Source organism: Paenibacillus sp. MY03 (genome assembly GCF_002165585.1).
GTDB classification, from domain to species: Bacteria; Bacillota; Bacilli; order Paenibacillales; family Paenibacillaceae; genus Pristimantibacillus; species Pristimantibacillus agaridevorans.
The window spans coordinates 59,047-78,402 of sequence record NZ_MXQD01000052.1; the positions used below are offsets into that span (position 1 = coordinate 59,047).

19 protein-coding genes and 1 pseudogene are annotated in these 19,356 nt (G+C 37.9%); all 20 read left to right on the top strand.

All coding sequences use genetic code 11. The features are described from left to right. The first annotated feature begins 10 nt into the window (after window positions 1–10). The 20 genes and pseudogenes from B1748_RS29900 to B1748_RS29995 all read left to right on the top strand — a co-directional run bounded on the left by B1748_RS29900 (window position 11) and on the right by B1748_RS29995 (window position 19,136). Entirely contained in the window at window positions 11–1,240 is a 1,230-nt protein-coding gene (locus B1748_RS29900) for a DegT/DnrJ/EryC1/StrS family aminotransferase (protein WP_087571625.1), read from the top strand. Between the two features lie 25 nt (window positions 1,241–1,265). Next, on the top strand, window positions 1,266–1,877 hold the full coding sequence (locus B1748_RS29905) for a sugar transferase (protein ID WP_087571626.1): 612 nt from the start codon (window positions 1,266–1,268) through the stop codon (window positions 1,875–1,877). Window positions 1,878–1,909: 32 nt separating this feature from the next. Then, window positions 1,910–2,422 carry a GNAT family N-acetyltransferase gene (locus B1748_RS29910; RefSeq protein WP_087571627.1) on the top strand — a complete coding sequence of 171 codons (513 nt, stop codon included), beginning with the start codon at window positions 1,910–1,912 and terminating at the stop codon, window positions 2,420–2,422. 25 nt (window positions 2,423–2,447) lie between these two features. Next, window positions 2,448–3,650 (top strand): ATP-grasp domain-containing protein, encoded by a 1,203-nt coding sequence (locus B1748_RS29915; RefSeq protein ID WP_179215896.1) that lies wholly within the window; start codon window positions 2,448–2,450, stop codon window positions 3,648–3,650. 14 nt (window positions 3,651–3,664) lie between these two features. Next, window positions 3,665–4,822, top strand: a complete 1,158-nt coding sequence (locus B1748_RS29920) for a glycosyltransferase family 4 protein (RefSeq protein WP_087571628.1) — start codon at window positions 3,665–3,667, stop codon at window positions 4,820–4,822. A gap of 107 nt (window positions 4,823–4,929) precedes the next feature. After that, window positions 4,930–5,508 (top strand): DapH/DapD/GlmU-related protein, encoded by a 579-nt coding sequence (locus tag B1748_RS29925; RefSeq protein WP_087571629.1) that lies wholly within the window; start codon window positions 4,930–4,932, stop codon window positions 5,506–5,508. A gap of 1 nt (window position 5,509) precedes the next feature. Then, complete coding sequence (locus B1748_RS29930; protein WP_087571630.1) at window positions 5,510–5,965, top strand: serine O-acetyltransferase; 456 nt, start codon at window positions 5,510–5,512, stop codon at window positions 5,963–5,965. 247 nt (window positions 5,966–6,212) lie between these two features. Then, on the top strand, window positions 6,213–7,403 hold the full coding sequence (locus tag B1748_RS29935) for an O-antigen ligase family protein (protein ID WP_179215897.1): 1,191 nt from the start codon (window positions 6,213–6,215) through the stop codon (window positions 7,401–7,403). Beyond that, window positions 7,375–8,415, top strand: coding sequence for a glycosyltransferase (locus tag B1748_RS29940; protein ID WP_087571632.1), 1,041 nt, complete (start codon window positions 7,375–7,377; stop codon window positions 8,413–8,415). Before B1748_RS29935 ends, B1748_RS29940 begins: the two co-directional genes overlap by 29 nt. Further along, entirely contained in the window at window positions 8,412–9,620 is a 1,209-nt protein-coding gene (locus B1748_RS29945; protein ID WP_087571633.1) for a glycosyltransferase, read from the top strand. The genes B1748_RS29940 and B1748_RS29945 overlap by 4 nt, the downstream gene beginning before the upstream one ends. Before the next feature lie 6 nt (window positions 9,621–9,626). After that, window positions 9,627–11,165, top strand: coding sequence for a murein biosynthesis integral membrane protein MurJ (murJ, locus tag B1748_RS29950; protein ID WP_087571634.1), 1,539 nt, complete (start codon window positions 9,627–9,629; stop codon window positions 11,163–11,165). Between the two features lie 29 nt (window positions 11,166–11,194). After that, the gene (locus B1748_RS29955; RefSeq protein WP_087571635.1) at window positions 11,195–12,502 is read left to right on the top strand and encodes a nucleotide sugar dehydrogenase; all 1,308 of its coding nucleotides are present in this window, start codon (window positions 11,195–11,197) and stop codon (window positions 12,500–12,502) included. Between the two features lie 15 nt (window positions 12,503–12,517). Then, entirely contained in the window at window positions 12,518–13,597 is a 1,080-nt protein-coding gene (locus tag B1748_RS29960) for a Gfo/Idh/MocA family protein (RefSeq protein WP_087571636.1), read from the top strand. After that, window positions 13,597–14,163, top strand: coding sequence for an acyltransferase (locus B1748_RS29965; protein ID WP_087571637.1), 567 nt, complete (start codon window positions 13,597–13,599; stop codon window positions 14,161–14,163). The genes B1748_RS29960 and B1748_RS29965 overlap by 1 nt, the downstream gene beginning before the upstream one ends. Window positions 14,164–14,188: 25 nt before the next feature. Next, window positions 14,189–15,343, top strand: coding sequence for a DegT/DnrJ/EryC1/StrS family aminotransferase (locus B1748_RS29970; protein ID WP_087571638.1), 1,155 nt, complete (start codon window positions 14,189–14,191; stop codon window positions 15,341–15,343). Window positions 15,344–15,661: 318 nt separating this feature from the next. Continuing rightward, window positions 15,662–15,990: pseudogene (locus B1748_RS29975) on the top strand (UDP-glucose 6-dehydrogenase); the annotation flags it as partial. A 127-nt stretch (window positions 15,991–16,117) separates the two neighbouring features. After that, window positions 16,118–17,149 (top strand): SDR family NAD(P)-dependent oxidoreductase, encoded by a 1,032-nt coding sequence (locus B1748_RS29980; protein ID WP_087571639.1) that lies wholly within the window; start codon window positions 16,118–16,120, stop codon window positions 17,147–17,149. Window positions 17,150–17,341: 192 nt separating this feature from the next. Next, complete coding sequence (locus B1748_RS29985) at window positions 17,342–17,686, top strand: PH domain-containing protein (RefSeq protein WP_087571640.1); 345 nt, start codon at window positions 17,342–17,344, stop codon at window positions 17,684–17,686. A gap of 127 nt (window positions 17,687–17,813) precedes the next feature. Further along, the gene (locus B1748_RS29990) at window positions 17,814–18,272 is read left to right on the top strand and encodes a VanZ family protein (protein ID WP_087571641.1); all 459 of its coding nucleotides are present in this window, start codon (window positions 17,814–17,816) and stop codon (window positions 18,270–18,272) included. Between the two features lie 48 nt (window positions 18,273–18,320). After that, on the top strand, window positions 18,321–19,136 hold the full coding sequence (locus tag B1748_RS29995; RefSeq protein WP_087571642.1) for a hypothetical protein: 816 nt from the start codon (window positions 18,321–18,323) through the stop codon (window positions 19,134–19,136). Window positions 19,137–19,356 lie beyond the last annotated feature (220 nt).

A 19,356-nucleotide genomic window follows, 5' to 3' on the forward strand; every position in this document is an offset into this window, starting at 1 on the left:
AGGTTATTTCATGATTGATTCCACAGTAAGACATATACCGTTTTCTCCACCGGATATATCCGAAGCCGAAATAGAAGAAGTTATCAAGACAATGAAGTCAGGGTGGATCACTACAGGTCCCCGTACTAAATTATTCGAAAAAAAAATTGCAGAATATATTGGAGTATCAAAAGCAGTATGTCTAAATTCTGCCACTGCTGCTATGGAGCTTACTTTACGGATTCTAGGAGTAGGTCCGGGCGATGAAGTTATTACATCTGCTTATACATACACTGCTACGGCGTCAGTAATTGCTCATGTTGGTGCTAAAATTGTTTTGGTTGATACATCGCCAGATACTTTTGAAATGGATTATGCAAAGGTTGAGGACGCCATAACTGAAAAGACAAAAGTAATTATACCAGTCGATATAGCGGGGAGAATGTGTGACTATGAGACATTATTTGGTGTAGTTGAGAGAAAAAAAGGTATATATAATGCGGGAAATGATATTCAAAGCTCTTTCGGTCGTGTCATTATAATGGCAGATGCCGCACATGCATTCGGCGCTGAAAGAAATGGACTTAAGTGCGGACAAGTTGCTGACTTTACATGCTTCTCATTCCATGCGGTTAAAAATCTAACAACTGCAGAAGGTGGAGCGGTTGTTTGGCGAGAAAAAGATGCCATTGATGGGGAATGGCTTTATAAACAATTCATGTTATACAGCCTGCATGGTCAATCTAAGGACGCATTGGCTAAGACCCAGGTCGGGTCTTGGGAATATGATATTGTTTACCCCGCCTATAAATGTAACATGACCGATATCATGGCGGCTATTGGGTTGGCACAATTGAAAAGATATGAGCAGATGTTGAAAAGGCGGAAGGAATTGATAGAAAAGTATGAAAGTCTACTTATCTCATCAGGCATTGAGTGTATGAAGCACTACAGTGCTGAAAGTTCTTCTTCAGGTCACTTATATTTGGTTAGGGTTCCTGGTATAAATGAAAATGAGAGAAATCAAATAGTGGCAAACATGGCTGAACGAGGGGTAGCATGCAATGTTCATTATAAACCATTACCAATGCTGACCGCATATAAAAAAATGGGGTTCAATATTGCTGATTATCCTAATGCTTTTGAAATGTATCAAAATGAAATAACACTCCCTTTACATAGCATGCTGAGTAATGAGGATATAGAATATGTAATAGAAAATCTACTAAAGTTAACTAGAAGTATTGTTAGAGTATCGTGACTAATAAATTCAGGTGGGGATCTTAATGTATAAACATTTCTTAAAACGATTCATTGATCTTGTTATATCATTATTAGCATTACCATTTTGGTTAATTATATTATTCATAATCGGTCCTGCTATATACTTTCATGACAAAGGATCTATTTTTTATAATGCACCACGCTTAGGGAGAGATGGTAAAGTATTTAGTATGTATAAATTTCGTTCAATGAAGATGAATTCCCCTGATATTAGGAATCAAGATGGATCAACCTATAATTCAGAGCGTGACCCTAGGCTGACTAAAATTGGCCATTTTTTACGGAGGACAAGTCTAGATGAGACACCCCAACTATTGAACATAATAAAAGGTGATATGAGTATTATAGGGCCTCGACCAGATCTGCCTGATGCTGCATTAATCTATACAGATGCACAGAAAAGAAAACTCGCTGTTAGACCGGGAATTACGGGGTACAATCAAGCATACTTTAGGAATTCTATATCTCAAGATGAAAAGTTTGGTAATGATGTTTTTTACGTCAATAATTTAACTCTGAAACTCGACATAAAAATATTTTTCATTACATTAGTAACTGTACTGAAGAAAGAAAAAATTAATAATCAAGGTTTTTCAAGAGAATATAATGGATAAGTTTTTAACGTGAAAAGGACGGGCTACCAGCAATGATCAATGGAGAGCGAATTATATTAAGAGCGCTTAATCAGAGTGACTCAATCCTATTATTACATTGGGTTAATAATCCACGATTAAAAGAACTGACAGGAACAGTCTATCCAGTTTCAGAATTGGAACATAAACAATGGTTTGAAAAGAAAATCGTCGATCAATTTAGTAAGATTTTTGGAATTGAAGATACTGAATCCAAGAAATTAATTGGAATCATTGGGTTAAAGCAAATCGATTTTATCAACAGAAATGCGGAGCTTTATATTTATATTGGTGAGGAGGATTTATGGGGACAAGGGCTAGGTACAGAGTCAGTTAAGTTAATGGTTGAATTTGCATTTAAAGAGATGAATTTGCACAGGATTCAATTGTTTGCTTTTTCATATAATACTCGGGCAATTAGATCATACGAAAAAGCCGGTTTTATCGTAGAAGGTATATTAAAGGAGAGCGTTTTTAGAGCAGGAGCCTACCACGATAGAGTATTAATGGGGATTATTAGTAAATAATAATTTTTTAAAAGGACACAAGCTAATGAAGAAAAAAATTATGATCCTTGGAGCCAGTAATTTACAGCTACCAGCTATTATTAAAGGAAAAGAAATGGGTCTAGAAGTTATCGCAGTGGACATGGATGTTAATGCAATAGGCTTTAATTTTGCAGATATATGTATTAATCTTAGCACATTAGATGTACTTGGGGTCATTGAAGTTGCCCAAAAGTATCAGATTAATGCAATTATGACTCTTGCAAGTGATATGCCGATGAGAACAGTAGCGGCCGTTTCCGAATCTTTAAAAATAGTAGGAATTACTAGAGAAACAGCATTAAATGTAACCAATAAATATTTAATGAGAAGTGTTTTAAAAAGTAAAGGTGTTTCAGTACCCAGCTTTTACAAGGCAGTGACTCTTGACGATTATATGAATATTATAGGTAGTTTTTCCGGAAAGGTTATTGTAAAACCCGCAGATAATTCTGGCAGTAGAGGTGTTTTCTTAATAGAGAATATCCATAACAAAAAAATTGTGGAGTATGCGTTTAAATACAGCAAGAAATATTCAAGAAGCGGCGAGATAATCATTGAAGAGTATATGGAGGGGGTTGAAGTTAGTGTAGAAGCTCTCACTTTTGAGGGGAAGACAACTATTATAGCGATTACGGATAAAGTAACTACAGGAGCGCCAAATTTTGTTGAAGTAGGTCATACCATTCCATCCCAATTATCAGAAGAAATAAAAGAACAAGTTCAATCCATTACTCGGAAAGCCATTCAATCCGTAGGAATAATTAATGGGCCTTCTCATACAGAAATAATTGTAACAGAAGCTGGTCCAAAAATAGTAGAAATAGGGGCTAGATTAGGTGGCGATAATATTACTACTCATTTAGTTCCTCTTGCCACAGGAATAGATATAGTAGAAGCTACAATAAAAATTGCAATGGGAGACTTCCCAATAATATCAAAGAATAAAGATATGGCTGCGGCTATTAGGTACTTTGAAACTTATACTGGGAAAATAACCAACATTGTAGGGATAGAAGAAGCAAGGATGCTACCGGGTGTTGTTGAGATACATTTGAACAAGAATAAAGGAGAAATAGTAACAGAAATTACAAGTAGTACTGATAGGGTAGGACATGTAATTTCGTTTGCTTCGTCCTCAGTTGATGCAATAAATAGGTGTAATGATGTGATGAATTTAATTCAGTTTGAGATTGAAAAAAATAATTAGAATGGATCTATAAAATGAAAAAATATCTTTTTATTTCGAATAGCACTAAACCTAATTTGGAAGAAAATAATAGCCGCGAAAAAATTCACTTAACGAATGTAAGTCGTCCTTGTATTGAGGCAGCAATTAATTTAGGCTATGAGGTTAATATGGGAGTCAATAGAAGATATGCAGCTGAGTTGGAATGCGAGCTGAATGTTAAATTATACAATTCAAGTACATATAGGAGTTTAGTTGATATCAAAAGTAACTATATAGCTTTTAAAAATCTATTAAGTTTTTTGAAGAAGGAAGAGGTTCAAGTCATTCACTGTAATACTCCGATAGGAGGGCTAGTAGCACGTATTTGTGGTCGTATCAAACGTGTTCCTATAGTCATATATACAGTTCATGGTTTTCATTTTTATAAAGGAGCCCCTTTATTTAATAGGACGCTTATAAAATGGGTTGAGAAAGGGCTAGCAAGGTTTACGGATGTAATTATTACAATGAATAAAGAAGATTATAATGCAGCACAAAGTTTTAGACTTAGAAAAGGGGGAAATGTATATTATGTTCCTGGCGTAGGAATTGATACTGATGAATATAGTGTTGTTGATAGTTCAAAAGCAGATAATATTAAAAAATCTCTGGGTCTTAAAAAGGATGATTACATCCTAATAGCGATGGGGGACTTAATCGGAAGAAAAAACTACTCTAGTTCAATAAAAGCAATTTCTAAACTAAACAACTCAAAAATACATTTTTTGATTTGCGGAGTAGGACCAGAAACGGAAAAGCTGAAAAAATTAGCTGAAGTCTTAGGGATAGAAAATAATATTCACTTTTTGGGTTACAGAACTGATATAAAAGAACTACTTAAGTTATCCGATATTTTTTTGTTTACAAGCAAACAAGAAGGTTTGCCTCGTTCATTGATGGAAGCTATGTCCGCTGGATTACCTTGTATTTGTTCTAATATACGTGGAAATGTTGACTTAATAGTTAATGGAGAGGGTGGACTATTATTTGATTCTGAAGATATTAATGGTATCTCACAAGGTATAGCTCGTCTGATAGAAAATCCTAAGCTAAGAGTGAGTATGGGTAAAAATAACCTCAATAGAATTAAAGAATTTGATGTTGAAAATGTTAAGAAAATTATTATGAGCATATACGAAAAGGAATTGTAAGCTTTTTGAATCGAATCACCTTAAAAAACAATCCATAATATTTGGCTAAAATGAAATTCAGGTCGATGTGACTTTACTCTACCTATTCGATGAGAGGAATATAAAAAATGAAAAGTTTGTACAAAATCTCAAAAAAAATATTTATAGTTGCCTCAAAATTATTACTCTCATTGATATATAAAAAAAAATACCTTCAGGGAAAATGGTTTGATAATAGTGCTATGGGATGGAAATGGGCCTGGGAAGGACTTTTCTTGCAAAAGATATTAGGATATAACAGACATATACCATGGCCAGTATCAGCATTTAACACTTTGTATGACCCCAAAAATATAGAATTTCATCCTGATGACATTAATAATTTCCAAGGAAAAGGCAAGTATTTTCAAAACTTTAATGCAAAAATAGTTATTGGAAAGGGGACGTTCATTGGCCCTAATGTAGGGATTATAACGTCAAATCACGACTCCAAAAACTTATCTAGTCATGTTAAAGGCAACGGGGTATACATAGGAAAGAATTGCTGGATAGGAATGAATGCAATTATTTTGCCAGATGTAGTTATCGGAGATAACACCATTGTTGGTGCTGGTAGCGTAGTGACCAAGAGTTTTATAGATGGAAATTGTGTCATAGGGGGGAACCCTGCAAGGATAATAAAACTCAGTGAAAGAGGAGGTAGATGAGTTGAATTCAATTAAACTATACAATATTGCTCGTTTTCTTTATAGAAAAAAAATCAAGATATTACCTAAATTATTTTACTATCTAATTTTCTTTATTTATAATTCAATTATACCTTATACCGCAATTTTAGGAAAAGGTACAAGGCTGAATTATGGTGGTATTGGGGTTGTTATTCATAAACATGCGATTATTGGGGAGTATGTATTGATTGGAACAAATGTTACGATAGGGGGAAACTTTACAAGTGGAAAACGTCCTGTCATAGGTAATAATGTATATGTATCTACAGGTGCTAAAATTCTAGGTGTTAATATAGGTAATAATGTTATTATAGGAGCTAATTGCGTGGTAACAAAAGATGTACCAGACAATTCGGTAGTAGTTGGTGTTCCAGGAAGAATAATTAGAGAAATTAATGAGGAAGAAGCAACTTTTTTAAATTCTCAAAATTCATAAGTCGGTATCGGAATTAAAAAAGCCATACAATAAAAAACGCACCTTAATTGAGAACGTATTGAATCAACTTGATGATTATGATGCAAGGAGCAAACAAATGTCATATATACTTTCGAAGTCAACGACAAGAGAAAATAAGCATGAAAATTTATTGACAATTTTCTTGTATACAATATATTTTTTCAATTACATAAAAAACAATCCACTTGTTTTTGTTATTAGTCTATGTTTATTTGGAGTAATTTGGATGAGAAATTCAAAGGGTAATGGCGCGCTACTAACGACACTTAAATTACTAATAATTAGCCTACCAATTTCATTTTTAAACATATTCGGTGGCCAGTATGGTGAAATTCCAATATCATGGTTTAACCTTTTTTTTATTATATTATTGGTAATGACATTAAAGTATTTAATTATCTCAAAGTACAGTCGTTCGTTGTTATTTTGTGTGATTTGTTTAATTGTGCTAGGGAGTGTTCTAACTTATTTTTCACACAATTTAATAGATGCCGCTAAACAGTTTTTGAATATTTTAATATTTGTATTTTTGCCTCTAATAGGGTATCAATTATATAAAACGAAATATATTACTGAAACCGAAATTATAAAATTAAAGCAAATTTATATTAATATTACAATTGTGACTGCAGTATTTATTCTTTTTCAATATGCTTTACATAGAGTTTTAGGTTTCCAAACTGGCAACATAGACTTTATGGGAACATATAGAATAGCGTATGGTTTTGTGTTTAATGACTACAGTTTTTTGTCTTTATTTATTGTAAGTGGTATGGCTCTGCTATATAAATCAAAAAAGTTTAACACCTCTCAATTACTATTACTTAGTCTAATGTTTGCAGCCTGTGTGATTTCATCTGCCCGTACTGGAATTATTGCACTAATTCTTGCGTTAGTCCTAGAAGCTCTTTTATCTCTTACAAAGATAAAAATTAGAAGTGTATTGAAACTGCCTTTCATTGCGATCTTATCTATCGCTACTGTATATTTTTTCTCGGCTATTAGAGGCACAGAAGAGTTTTTAAATGATTCTGGAAGGATAGATGGTTATCTCCAAGCAATGGAGTACTTTTATTCGTTTCCTATAACCGGAATAGGGTTAGGTGTAAGGAGTTATAAAGATTTAACGGGACTGGCTATTCCGCATAATATCATTATTCAGTACTTAGTTCAGACAGGAATAATCTTCACAGTAATACTAATCTTTTTTATATTAAAAATTTTTCGCGACTCTATTAAAATTAATAGTAATCTTACTCTACCGCTATTAACAATATTATTAGGTGGATTATTCATTCCTGATATTATCAATTCAAGATATCTACCTATAATAGGAATGTTAATTGGATTAGAAAGAGGACTAACAATCAGAAAACTGGGTGAAAAATATGAGAATATTACATCTACTTACAAGTAATTCGTTATCAGGGGCAGAGAGTGTTGCTATTAACATTATAAATAAAATAAGTTCTACTGAATCTGTATATATGTCACCAGAAGGTGCTATTAGTGAAACTCTAAAATCCGAAAACATTCGATTCATTGGAATGAAAAAATTTTCATTTATAAATGTAATTAAAAAAATCAGAAAACATAACCCCAGTATTATACACGCTCACGATTTGCGCGCAAGTGTATATTCAGTAATTCCATCATTAATGTCTAGATCAAGAGTCATTTCCCATATACATTATAATTCCCCTAAGATGAGCAAAGTAAGTCTCACATCTTTATTTTATTTATTTTTCAGTCTCTTTTTCGAAAAAGTAATAGTAGTCTCTAATCAGGTGAAAAGTGAATTTATATTTTCAAAAATATTAAATAAGAAAATTGTAGTAATACCAAATGTCGTCGATGCTAAAAGAATTTTGTTGTTATCTCAATTGGAAACCAATGAGCAATATGACTTGGGGTTTGTTGGGAGAATAACTCCTGTGAAGGACCCTTTTAAATTTATTGAAATTGTAAGGAATGTAAAAAACAAAATTCCGAATATTAAAGCAATTATGGTCGGAGAAGGTGACGTTTTTAATGAATGTAGTGAATTAATAAAAAAACATAATCTAGTAACAAACGTACATTTAGTGGGTTTCAAAAATAATCCATATAAATATATGAGTAGTACCAAAATAATGGTTTCAACCTCTAGATTTGAAGGTTTTGGTTTAGCTGTAGTCGAGGCCATGATATTAGGGAAGCCAGTGGTTGTTTGTAATGTTGGGGGTCTAAAAGAACTTGTCAAGGATAATTTAAATGGGTTTAAATGTAGCACAGATGAAGAATTTGTCGATAGAATCTATGAGCTGCTTTCTAATGATTCTTTACTTAATGAAATGTCGAATTACGCAAAGATAGAATCAAGAAAGTATACAGAAATGGATCGATACTTTGAGACTGTAAGTAAAATTTATGGGGGTATACTGAAGTGATCAATAGCTTATCAGTACGTAAACTTCATATTGTGATATATTCAGAACTTAAAGAATACGGAGGAGGAAGAGAGACGTGGTTAAACTATTTTTTACCGGGATTATTGAAGGAAAATATCTTTTCAGAAATTATAGTTTATGGACTTAAACCTATTTTAAATCAGGATACCCTCTACATTAAATTCAATAGCTTAGACAAACTAAAATTTATTCCAATCAATGCGGGTGATGTGAACAAGAAGAATTTATTCTTAAATATGAAAAACTATTGCATTAAAACTACTCAAAAAATAATGAAATATGCAAGTAGTGGTGACACTATTTTATTAATGAGTGCAAACATGGAAGCAGTAGTTGGTATTATAGCGAAGTTTTTGCTTCGTAAGAACATATCTGTGATTACATGGATGCGGAGTATAGGGGTAAAAGAAATTTCTTCAAGAAAAGGAAAAGGCATTCAAGCAATATCAGCATTTCTTGAAAAAAAAATTTTCAAAATATCCAACAGAATAATTATGAATGGGAAGGATACGTATAGTCATTATGTTTCCAGCTATCCCCAAGTATCAAAAAAGATGAAAACCATAGAAAATGCAGTAGATTATACAAAATTTTCAGGCATGCCATTACCTAATTTTAATGAAAGTCACATTAATATTACGTACATTGGTAGGTTTAATAGGGAAAAAGGGTTTTTCGATTTTTTGGAATCCATCGATGTTTATAATGGGCAGTCTTTTGCAAGAAATACTAATGAAGAGAAAATTAAATTTAATATATGGGGACATGGTTGTAACGTTCCTGAAAAAGAAAATATGGATTACTTTGGAGTACTTGAAAGAGAGGAATTATTTCAAGCATTAAATAAATCGCATGTGTTAGTTTTTTTGAATTTATCTAATAATCAATTGGCTGCAGGCCTGTCACATGCTTTACTGGAAGCACTAGCAGCAGGTAGATTATGTATTGCTTATAATAATGCTGCCCATAATCAAATACTTAATAAAAGCAATAGCATACTGATTGAAGAGAGTGATGTTTCTAATCTTGCCTATGCATACAATAGTATTTTGAAAGCAAATGAAGCTGAAAATAACGAGATTATAAAATTGTGCCAAAAAGGGCGGGATGCAGCGCTTCCTTTTACAATTGAGGCGCACATAAGTAAGTTTATTCAAATTATAAATGAAATAACAAGTGAGTGATTGTTTATGGCGGCTAATGCAAAAAAAGCAATAGTTTGGATTATGTTTTTCACGGTGTGTTCCAAACTCTTAGGTTTTGCAAGAGATGTTTACTTTTCCTCAAAATTTGGTGCAAGTGTACTTACAGATTCTTATTTACTCGCGCAGACTATCCCTAATTTAATTTTTGCTAGTATAGCTTATGGAGCATTTTCAACATATATACCCGTTTACTCAAAAGTTCAAAAAGATAACGGCAGAGCTGAGGCACTAGGGTTTACAAATAATTTACTCAATATAGTAATAACAATCTCAATTATTTTTTCTATATTGGGTATTATTTTCACTGAGAACATAGTTGCATTAATTGCTCAAGGATTTAATGAAGATGCAATTTCATTAACTAGTCAAATGACAAAATTATTTTTTCCGACTATTATAGTTACTGGAATAGGCTATATTATTCGAGGATATCTACAAATTAATAATTTTTTTCTAGGGCAATCGATATTAGGTTTAGTTTTAAACTTTACAATTATAACTTCGATTTTTTTAAGTGATCCGAATAATATTCAAACAGTTGCATACGGGTTTATTCTTGGAAGCATTTTAGAACTAATGCTCATACTATTACTAGCAGTAAGAAAAGGCTATAAATATCAGCCTGTATTAAAAGTAAGAGAACCAACTATTTTAAAAACATATGTTTTAATGGCACCAGTTTTACTTGGGACAGGACTCAATCAAATAAACGCATTTATTGATCGATTATTGGCTTCAACATTAAAAGAAGGAAGCATTTCCGCTCTTAATTATGCACAAACACTTACTGCATTTTTAATTAGTGTGTTTGCGATATCATTGGCAACGGTATTGTATCCTAAAATGTCCCGGCTTGCAGTATCAAATGATATATTAGGTTTAAAGAGAAGCCTAATTAATAGCCTTAGTATTATAAGTGCTATAACTATTCCTATAATAATAATTATAATAATATTAGCGTATCCGATTATTCAAATAGTATTCGAAAGAGGAATGTTTGGAACCGAAGATACTAAGCGAACGTCACTGGCACTGGTCTACTTGGCAGTAAGCATTTTAGGAATAAGTTTGAGAGAGATAATTGTTAAAGTTTTTTTTGCACTCCATGATACTAAAACACCTTTAATTAATACCTCAATTGCTGTTGTACTTAATATTATATTAAACCTTATTTTGATTAAACCTTTAGGTATTGGAGGATTAGCATTAGCTGCGAGCCTTTCATCAGTGATGTGTTCAATCTTACTGTTAATAAGTTTACAGCGAAAAATCGGAGATATTTCAATTCTATCTTTCTTTAAGGAGTTTTTTAAGGTCATAAGCTCGTCCATCTTAATGGGGTTTTTCTTATACTTGATGTATAAAATGCTATTCAATTTATCGGGAACATGGCTTAATCAGATTCTTATATTAGTGACATTAATCGTATTAAGTTTAATTGTATATATTTTATTATTGGCATTGCATAAGTCGGAGGGGATAGTTTACGCAATGAGAATTATTCTACGGAGCTTAAGGGTCTAATAGAAAAAAATATTTGAAGGAGCAAAAAAATGAACAAATTAATGCAAAAATTACGTGATAAAACTGCTACACTTGGTGTAATTGGGTTGGGATATGTAGGACTTCCGCTTGCTGTAGAGAAGTCAAAGGCAGGCTATAAGACTTTAGGGTTTGATATTCAGGAATCAAGGGTTAGTATGGTAAATCGCGGAGAAAACTATATTGGTGATGTTGTAAATGAAGATCTGGATGCTATTGTTCAATCTGGCTATTTATTGGCAACGACAGACTTCGCAGAAGTAGCAAAGGCAGATTGTATTTGCATCTGTGTTCCAACACCACTTGATAAGCATCAACAACCAGATGTTAGTTATGTTAGGGCATCTGCAGAAAGTATCGTTCCATACATGCATAAAGATATGTTAATTGTACTAGAATCAACAACTTATCCAGGGACAACTGAAGAAGTACTTAAACCAATATTAGAATCATCAGGATTAAAATGCGGAAGAGACTTCTATCTTGCATTCTCTCCAGAACGAGTTGATCCAGGAAACTTACTTTACAAGACCAAAAACACTCCAAAAGTAGTAGGTGGAGTGACTGATTCATGTACAGATGTTGCTGCGACATTGTATGAAAGTATTTTAGAAGCACCTATTCATCGCGTATCATCTCCTTCAATTGCGGAAATGGAGAAAATTCTTGAAAACACGTATAGAAATATAAATATTGGATTAGTAAATGAGTTGGCAATTCTATGTAACAAAATGGGTATTAATTTCTGGGAAGTCATCGAGGCTGCCAAAACTAAGCCTTTTGGTTTTCAGGCCTTTTATCCAGGCCCAGGTTTAGGAGGACACTGTATCCCTCTAGATCCTTATTACCTATCTTGGAAAGCAAGAGAATTCGGTTTCCATACTTCAATGATTGAATCTTCAATGATGATTAATGATCGTATGCCGGAGTACTGTGTCGAGAGGGCAGGCCAGATACTAAATAGAGATAGGAAAGCTGTGAATGGCTCTAAAATATTAATTCTTGGAGTAGCGTATAAACAAGATATTAATGATTACAGAGAGAGCCCCGCTCTTAGGGTGATCGAGGAGCTAGAAAAAAGGGGCGCTAAAGTAGTTTATTTTGATCCATATGTGACGGAATATAATAATCATGGGCAAGTGAAAAAAGGTGAGCTAGAATTGACAGCTAATCTAATTCAGAACTCAGACCTTGTTATAGTTACAACAGCACATACAAATGTAGACTATACGTTTGTTCAAGAAAATGCACATAAAATTTTTGATACGAAAAATGCAATGAAAAATGTAATACATAGAAATAATATCGAATTGCTATAGAAGAGGAGCGACCACATGAAACTAAAGTTTGCTTTAATTGGTTGTGGCAGAATTTCACCTAATCATATTGCTGCAGCCCTGGAAAATAATATTGAGATTGTTGCGTTGTGTGATATCAGACCAGAAAAAATGAAAAGAATAATATCTGATTTTAATCTTACTGAATCACTACCCCAGTATACCGATTATAAAGAATTATTAAGAAATTCTGCAGTAGACTTAATTGCCATTTGTACTGAAAGTGGCTCGCACGGTCAGATTGCAATAGATTGTATTGAAGCTGGATGTCATTTAATTATTGAAAAACCTATTGCACTTTCACTCGAGGAAGCGGATGAAATAATTGAATTAGCCAAAAAGAAAAATATCAAAGTTAGTGCGTGTCATCAAAATAGATTTAATAAATCTATTAAAAAAATAAGAGAAGCAGTTCAAGAGAATAGATTCGGTAAGTTGCTCCATGGCACAGCACATGTTCGTTGGCATAGAGGTGAAGATTATTATAAACAAGCACCTTGGAGAGGAACCTGGGAGCAAGATGGTGGAGCATTAATGAATCAATGTATTCATAATATTGATTTGTTGCGATGGATGATGGGCGATGAAATTGATGAAGTTATTGGAATGATAGATAATGTGAATCATGACATTATCGAAGCAGAGGATCTAGGTTTGGCTTTAATTAAATTTAAAAATGGAAGTTATGGAGTAGTAGAAGGAACAACAAACATTTATCCTAGTAATCTTGAGGAGACCCTGTATATATTTGGTTCCAAGGGGACAGTAAAAGTGGGAGGGAAATCAGTTAATATTATTGAGGAGTGGATGTTTGCAGATATGCTAGATAGCCCAGAAAAGGTGAAGAAGGAATATCAAGAAAATCCCCCCAATGTATATGGGTTTGGCCACATCCCGTTATACCATGATGTAATTGACGCAATTAAAGGCGATAGAGATCCATATGTTTCAGCAGAAGATGGAAGAAAAGCGCTTGAGCTTGTTTTGGCGATTTATAAATCTGCTGCAGAGGGAACTCGTGTCAAATTACCACTGACCAATGCCAATACTTCGGACTTTAAAGGAATGTTCAAATAATGGATTACTTTGTGCATGAAAGTAGTTATATTGATACAGACGTAAAAATCGGAGTAGGGACTAAGGTGTGGCACTTTTGTCATATTCAAAGCGGTACTCATCTTGGAGAAAATTGCATATTGGGTCAAAATGTTAATATTTCTAACAACGTAAAAGTTGGTAACGGGGTGAAAATACAAAATAATGTTTCGATCTATGAGGGAGTAGAACTGGAAGACTATGTTTTTTGTGGACCATCTATGGTATTTACAAATGATTTAACACCGCGAAGCAAATATCCAAAGGGCAGAGAGAAGTATAGGAAAACGCTTGTAAAGTATGGAGCATCTATTGGAGCAAACGCTACTATTGTGTGTGGTAATACTATTGGGCGGTGGGCTATGGTGGCATCTGGAGCGGTTGTAACTAAGGATGTTCCCGATTTTGCCCTAGTCAGGGGAGTGCCAGCTAGACAGGTAGGGTGGGTGTGTGAATGTGGTGCTGTATTAAAAAGTGATTATTCTTGTCGAGAGTGTACAAAGGAGTACCATTTGTTTGGAATGCTATTGAGCGAAAACACTAGATAACACCTAAAGTGGGGAATGATTTCGAATGGAGTTTAGAGACCTAAAAAGTCAATACCAAAGATATAAGCAGGAAATAGATTCCTCAATACAGGGAGTTATTGATAGTGGTTCCTTTATTGGGGGCGGAGTAGTTGAGGAATTAGAGGAACTTTTAGCCGAATATGTAGGAGTAGATCATTGTATTTCTTGTGCAAATGGAACGGAAGCAATGGCTCTTGTTCTAATGGCCTGGGGAGTAGAAAAAGGGGATGCGGTTTTTGTTCCAGACTTCACATTTTTTTCTACGGGAGAAGTTGTATCTTTTAGGGGAGCCACACCTATCTTTATAGATGTAAATAGAGATACGTTTAATATTGATGTAAGCAAACTTGAGGATGCAATTAAGAAAACAATTGAGGAAGGTAAATTGAGAGCAAGAGCAATTATCCCTGTTGATTTATTTGGTTTACCAGCAAATCACTATGAAATAGATGCATTATCGAAGAAGTATAACTTATTAGTGCTTGAAGATGGTGCTCAAGGATTTGGTGGAAGTATTAATGGAAAAAAAGCATGTAGTTTTGGTAATGCTGCAACAACCTCATTTTTTCCAGCAAAGCCTTTAGGATGTTACGGTGATGGCGGCGCAATATTTACAAATGACAGTTCTCTTGCAGAAGCGTTGAAATCGCTAAGAGTTCATGGAAAAGGAAAAAGTAAGTATGATAACATACAAGTTGGAGTTAATTCTAGACTGGATACAATACAGGCTTCAATTCTAAAGGTGAAGTTAAAGGCTTTTGTTGAACATGAGTTAGAAAATGTAAATCTAATAAGTCGTTTCTATAACGAACAGTTGAGAAGCGTTGTGGATATTCCTGTTATACCGGAGGGTTACTACTCAAGCTTTGCACAATATACTATAAAACTTGGGAGTAAGGAAGAACGGGATGGATTGCAGCGCCACCTACGAGGAAATGGAATACCTAGTATGGTTTATTATCAAAAAGGGTTACATAGTCAAGCTGCCTTCTCCCACTTGAAGAATATGAATTTTGATTATTCAGTTAGTAATAAGCTAACTGAAACTGTTCTTTCGCTACCGATGCATCCATACTTGAGTAAAGAAGAGGTGGATAAGGTGTGTAGTTCGATTAAAGAATATCTCGCAAGTGTTTCTAATATAGCTCAATTCAATTGAAATCATTGGGTTGCATATATTCTTGTTTATTTTGGAAATTCAAAAATGTTCACGAAAGTAATGCACTAAGTGGATTTCAGATTTAAACGTGTCTTCATATCGTTGTCATGTTTTGAACTTCGACTTGGCTTTCTCGTCATCTGGAGTGATCACCGGTCGTAGGGTTTTCACAACACTGTAGATTAGGATTGAAAAATTATAAAATAAAGAAGGAATTGTTCTAAGTCTGTAAAGAGAAATCATGATATGTCTCAGTGGAAAAGTAAGCGTCAAACAGCCCTCATCTTAAAAACAAGGTGGGGGCTGTTTGACGCTTACTTTAAGGCCAATCTGGAGCAGCTCATAAGGAAAAATTCCTGAGGACGGTAGAGTTGACTATACCGCCGACTATGTAGCTGCATATAAAGAGGCAGATGCCAAATTTATCAGTGTCGGCACGCCGGAGCAAGCAGCCAGCTAGACGGCTGGTCTAACTTGTCCTACATCACAACGTGGCGAGACAGATCGCCGGGACGATCGAAAAGGACTGTCTGGTCGTGTTGAAGTCGACGGTACCCGTCGGGACGGATGACAAGATGAAGCAGTTCATTCATGACTGCCTCGCCCACGGTGTGCGAGTAGAGGTCGCTTCGAATCCGAAGCTGATGCGGACGCCGCTCGTCTATGACGGTCGCAACCTGTATGCGGTCGCGGACATGAAGGATGCAGGCGTGGAGTATCATTCGATCGGGCGCGAACCCGCGATCAGAGAAGGCGTGAAGGAGGCGAGGTAGATTGGGAGAACATGCGACAGCTGCAGGGAAGGTCTATCTGGTGACAGGCGCGGCGGGGTTTATCGGTTATTACGTGGCCAAGCGGCTGCTGGAGCAGGGCTGCATGGTCGTCGGCCTGGATAATGTGAACGACTATTATGACGTGAATCTCAAGCGTGCACGACTGGCGGAGCTGATGCCGCATGAGGGTTTCGTTTTCGTCGAGGCCAGCATTTCGGATCACACGGCGGTTATGTCGCTGTTCGAGCAGTATAAGCCGGCTGCTGTTGTTCATTTGGCGGCGCAAGCGGGAGTGCGTTATTCCATTGAGAATCCGGATGCTTATATCGAGAGCAACATTACCGGCTTTTTTCATATCTTAGAGGCTTGCAGGCATTTTCCCGTGGAGCATTTGGTGTACGCTTCGTCGAGCTCGGTGTATGGGGCCAATAAGAAGGTACCCTTTGAGGAGACGGACTTCGTCGATCATCCGGTGTCGCTTTATGCGGCGACGAAGAAGTCGAATGAGCTGATGGCGCATACGTACAGCCACCTGTACCGCATACCGGCGACGGGACTGCGATTTTTTACGGTGTACGGACCGATGGGCCGGCCGGATATGGCGTACTTTGGTTTCGCGGATCGTTATTTTGCGGGAAAGCCGATTCATATCTTCAACAACGGGGACTTCGACAACGATCTGTACCGCGACTTCACGTACATCGACGATATCGTGACGGGGATTGAGCGACTTATTGCGCAGCCGCCAACGGATGGCGTTCCTCACCGCGTGTACAACATCGGCAACAACAGTCCGGAGAAGCTGATGACGTTTATCGAGACGCTGGAGAGAGCTCTGAGCAAGGCAACGGGCAGGGAGATCCTCTTCGACAAAATATTCGAACCCCTCAAGCCTGGCGACGTCCCCGCGACTTACGCTTCGACGGATCGGCTGCAACAGGCGGTGGACTTTAAGCCGGAGACGCCAATCGAGGTAGGACTGCAGCGCTTTGCCGATTGGTACGTGGAGTATTATGGGGTGAACAAGGCTTAATGTGCAAGACGCGTAAGGCATAAATCGTTTATTGTCAAAAACTCCGTTGCTCCTGAGCCACGGAGTTTTTGTCTAGTCTTTTTGATCCATCCCGTCGACATCAGGCGGTCATCAGGGTACAATTAACGGAGGCTTTCAACTGGAGAAAGCATGTAGAACTGGAACGAATCTGTTTGTTAAGGAGCTGTTGGAATGCTGAACGAGACTGTGCTGTGGGAAGGCAAACCTTTTAATTTCGGATTTCCGACGTTTACGCATTACAAATTGACGGATCGCAGACTGATTGTCGAGAAAGGCGTCTTTACGAAGCGGCGCGAGGAGATTCAATTGTACCGCATCCGCGATGTTTCCCTGAAACGGAATCTGTTTGAGAGAATACTAAAGTTCGGGGATATTACGATTATATCCACGGATACGAGTACTCCTTCCTATACGCTTCGAAATGTTCGTAATAGTGTCCACGTATCGGATCTGCTAGGCCACGCGACAGAGAATGCCCGGATCAAGAACAGAGCGTTCGAGCTGACGGAAGTGTAAGGCCGAATAACGGCAGACATATGGAGCAACATTTCCGTCTTTTTCCACGTCTTAGATGCGAGGCAGGATTGCTACGCTTCGCGACTGGTACGTGGGGGATTATGGTGTAAAGTAAAGGAAATTGCCTATGCGAAAGTTTATGTACGGTGCCGCCGTGCTTGTATGGATGGCGGTTATTATCGGCTTCTCTAATCAACAGGCGTCGGATTCCAATGCGCTTAGCAGCGGACTCTCGGATGCCATCGCGACGACGATTCGCGTCATGCTGCCGGGATTGGAGCTGGATGCGGGAGAGTTGAACCATGTCGTTCGCAAGCTGGCCCATGGTCTGATCTATCTGGTGCTCGGCATGCTTGTCTTGGGCACTTTGACCAAGTTGGGCGTAAGAGGCGGGCGCGGCGTGGCGATCACCCTGCTGGTGTGCGTGTTGTTTGCCGTGTCCGACGAGCTGCATCAGCTATTCGTATCGGGCAGATCGGGCCAAGCCAGCGATGTCATCATTGATAGTATCGGAGCCTCAATCGGCATTCTCCTATTCAAGGGGGCGGCACGGATCGGTGCTAGCCTCGGACGGGAGCGAACATAAGGCCGAAGCGGTTGGCAGCTAGAATAAGCGGCAAGGAGGACTATACATATGGGAGCCAAACAAAGAATATCGCTTATCGTCGTCGGACTGCTGCTCGTATTGGGCGCGGCGACTTATGGCGTGGTGACACTGACAGCAAAGATGAACGATGCCAAGGAGCTCAAGCAGCAGCTGGCAGAGTCGGATCAACCGGATGAGAGCGATCCGGCGCAAGGCGAGGGCAATAAGGATAGCGATGGCGTCGGGGACCAAGATGGGAATCAGGATGGAATAGCAGGCGGGGATGGCCAAAGCGTCTCGCCGGCTCCTGGCGGCAACCCTGGAGACAGCGTGACGCCGGACAAGCCTGCGGGCGGAGAAGGCCAGACGGGCAAGTCGGGCGCCGAAACGCCGGGGTCAACCGGCGGCAGCGGCGGTGGCGTGCCGGGAACGCCGGCTAATTCTGGCGGCAGCGGCTCAGATACGCCTGCCGCGAAACCGGAGCCAAGCGCGACGGCGCCAACGACTGGCGGCGGCAAGGCGAGCAAGAGCGAGATTGATGCGGCGGTTACGGCATCGATGGAGTCGCTCCGCAGCACTTGCAAGGCGACAAGCTCGAAGCTGGTGTCCTCGATCAAGGCGGAAATCGCCGAGAATAAGGAGGCAGCTCTTGAGACGCTCCAGTCGGAGTATCTGGGTCAAGTTGTTGCCGCCGAGGCTTCGTGCGACGCGCAATTTAACCAACTGGTAGGCGATGCGCAGGCGAAGTACAAGGATGCGGGCCTATCGGCAAGCGAGATGCCGGATTGGAGCTCGGAGTACGAGCGGGCCAAACAAGACGCGCGATCGGCGGCGCTGGTAGAGATTGCGGCGGCACTGGACTAGGGCATGACTGAAAACCCGCTCTGGGGCATCTTTCACCGCCTTTCCGCCCCCTGCTTCGTCACTTTTGCTTGATGTACCCCCGGTACGACTTCACAAAAGTTCCTTGCATGGAACGAAAATTCGGCAAAATCTGCTCCCCTCGGAGTATTCAGACACGCCCTAAGACGGAGAGGAAGATTAAAGAATGGCAAGGAAGAAGAAATTATGGGGGATGACGTTA

Excerpts from the sequence above, each read along its gene's own strand:
- B1748_RS29990 (WP_087571641.1), top strand. The coding sequence starts at position 17,814 with ATGCGAAAGTTTATGTACGGTGCCGCCGTGCTTGTATGGATGGCGGTT.
- B1748_RS29960 (WP_087571636.1), top strand. The coding sequence starts at position 12,518 with ATGAAACTAAAGTTTGCTTTAATTGGTTGTGGCAGAATTTCACCTAAT.
- B1748_RS29970 (WP_087571638.1), top strand. The coding sequence starts at position 14,189 with ATGGAGTTTAGAGACCTAAAAAGTCAATACCAAAGATATAAGCAGGAA.
- B1748_RS29940 (WP_087571632.1), top strand. The coding sequence starts at position 7,375 with ATGAGAATATTACATCTACTTACAAGTAATTCGTTATCAGGGGCAGAG.
- B1748_RS29955 (WP_087571635.1), top strand. The coding sequence starts at position 11,195 with ATGAACAAATTAATGCAAAAATTACGTGATAAAACTGCTACACTTGGT.
- B1748_RS29935 (WP_179215897.1), top strand. The coding sequence starts at position 6,213 with ATGAGAAATTCAAAGGGTAATGGCGCGCTACTAACGACACTTAAATTA.
- B1748_RS29910 (WP_087571627.1), top strand. The coding sequence starts at position 1,910 with ATGATCAATGGAGAGCGAATTATATTAAGAGCGCTTAATCAGAGTGAC.
- B1748_RS29985 (WP_087571640.1), top strand. The coding sequence starts at position 17,342 with ATGCTGAACGAGACTGTGCTGTGGGAAGGCAAACCTTTTAATTTCGGA.
- B1748_RS29925 (WP_087571629.1), top strand. The coding sequence starts at position 4,930 with ATGAAAAGTTTGTACAAAATCTCAAAAAAAATATTTATAGTTGCCTCA.
- B1748_RS29920 (WP_087571628.1), top strand. The coding sequence starts at position 3,665 with ATGAAAAAATATCTTTTTATTTCGAATAGCACTAAACCTAATTTGGAA.
- B1748_RS29965 (WP_087571637.1), top strand. The coding sequence starts at position 13,597 with ATGGATTACTTTGTGCATGAAAGTAGTTATATTGATACAGACGTAAAA.
- B1748_RS29995 (WP_087571642.1), top strand. The coding sequence starts at position 18,321 with ATGGGAGCCAAACAAAGAATATCGCTTATCGTCGTCGGACTGCTGCTC.
- B1748_RS29900 (WP_087571625.1), top strand. The coding sequence starts at position 11 with ATGATTGATTCCACAGTAAGACATATACCGTTTTCTCCACCGGATATA.
- B1748_RS29915 (WP_179215896.1), top strand. The coding sequence starts at position 2,448 with ATGAAGAAAAAAATTATGATCCTTGGAGCCAGTAATTTACAGCTACCA.
- B1748_RS29905 (WP_087571626.1), top strand. The coding sequence starts at position 1,266 with ATGTATAAACATTTCTTAAAACGATTCATTGATCTTGTTATATCATTA.
- murJ (WP_087571634.1), top strand. The coding sequence starts at position 9,627 with ATGGCGGCTAATGCAAAAAAAGCAATAGTTTGGATTATGTTTTTCACG.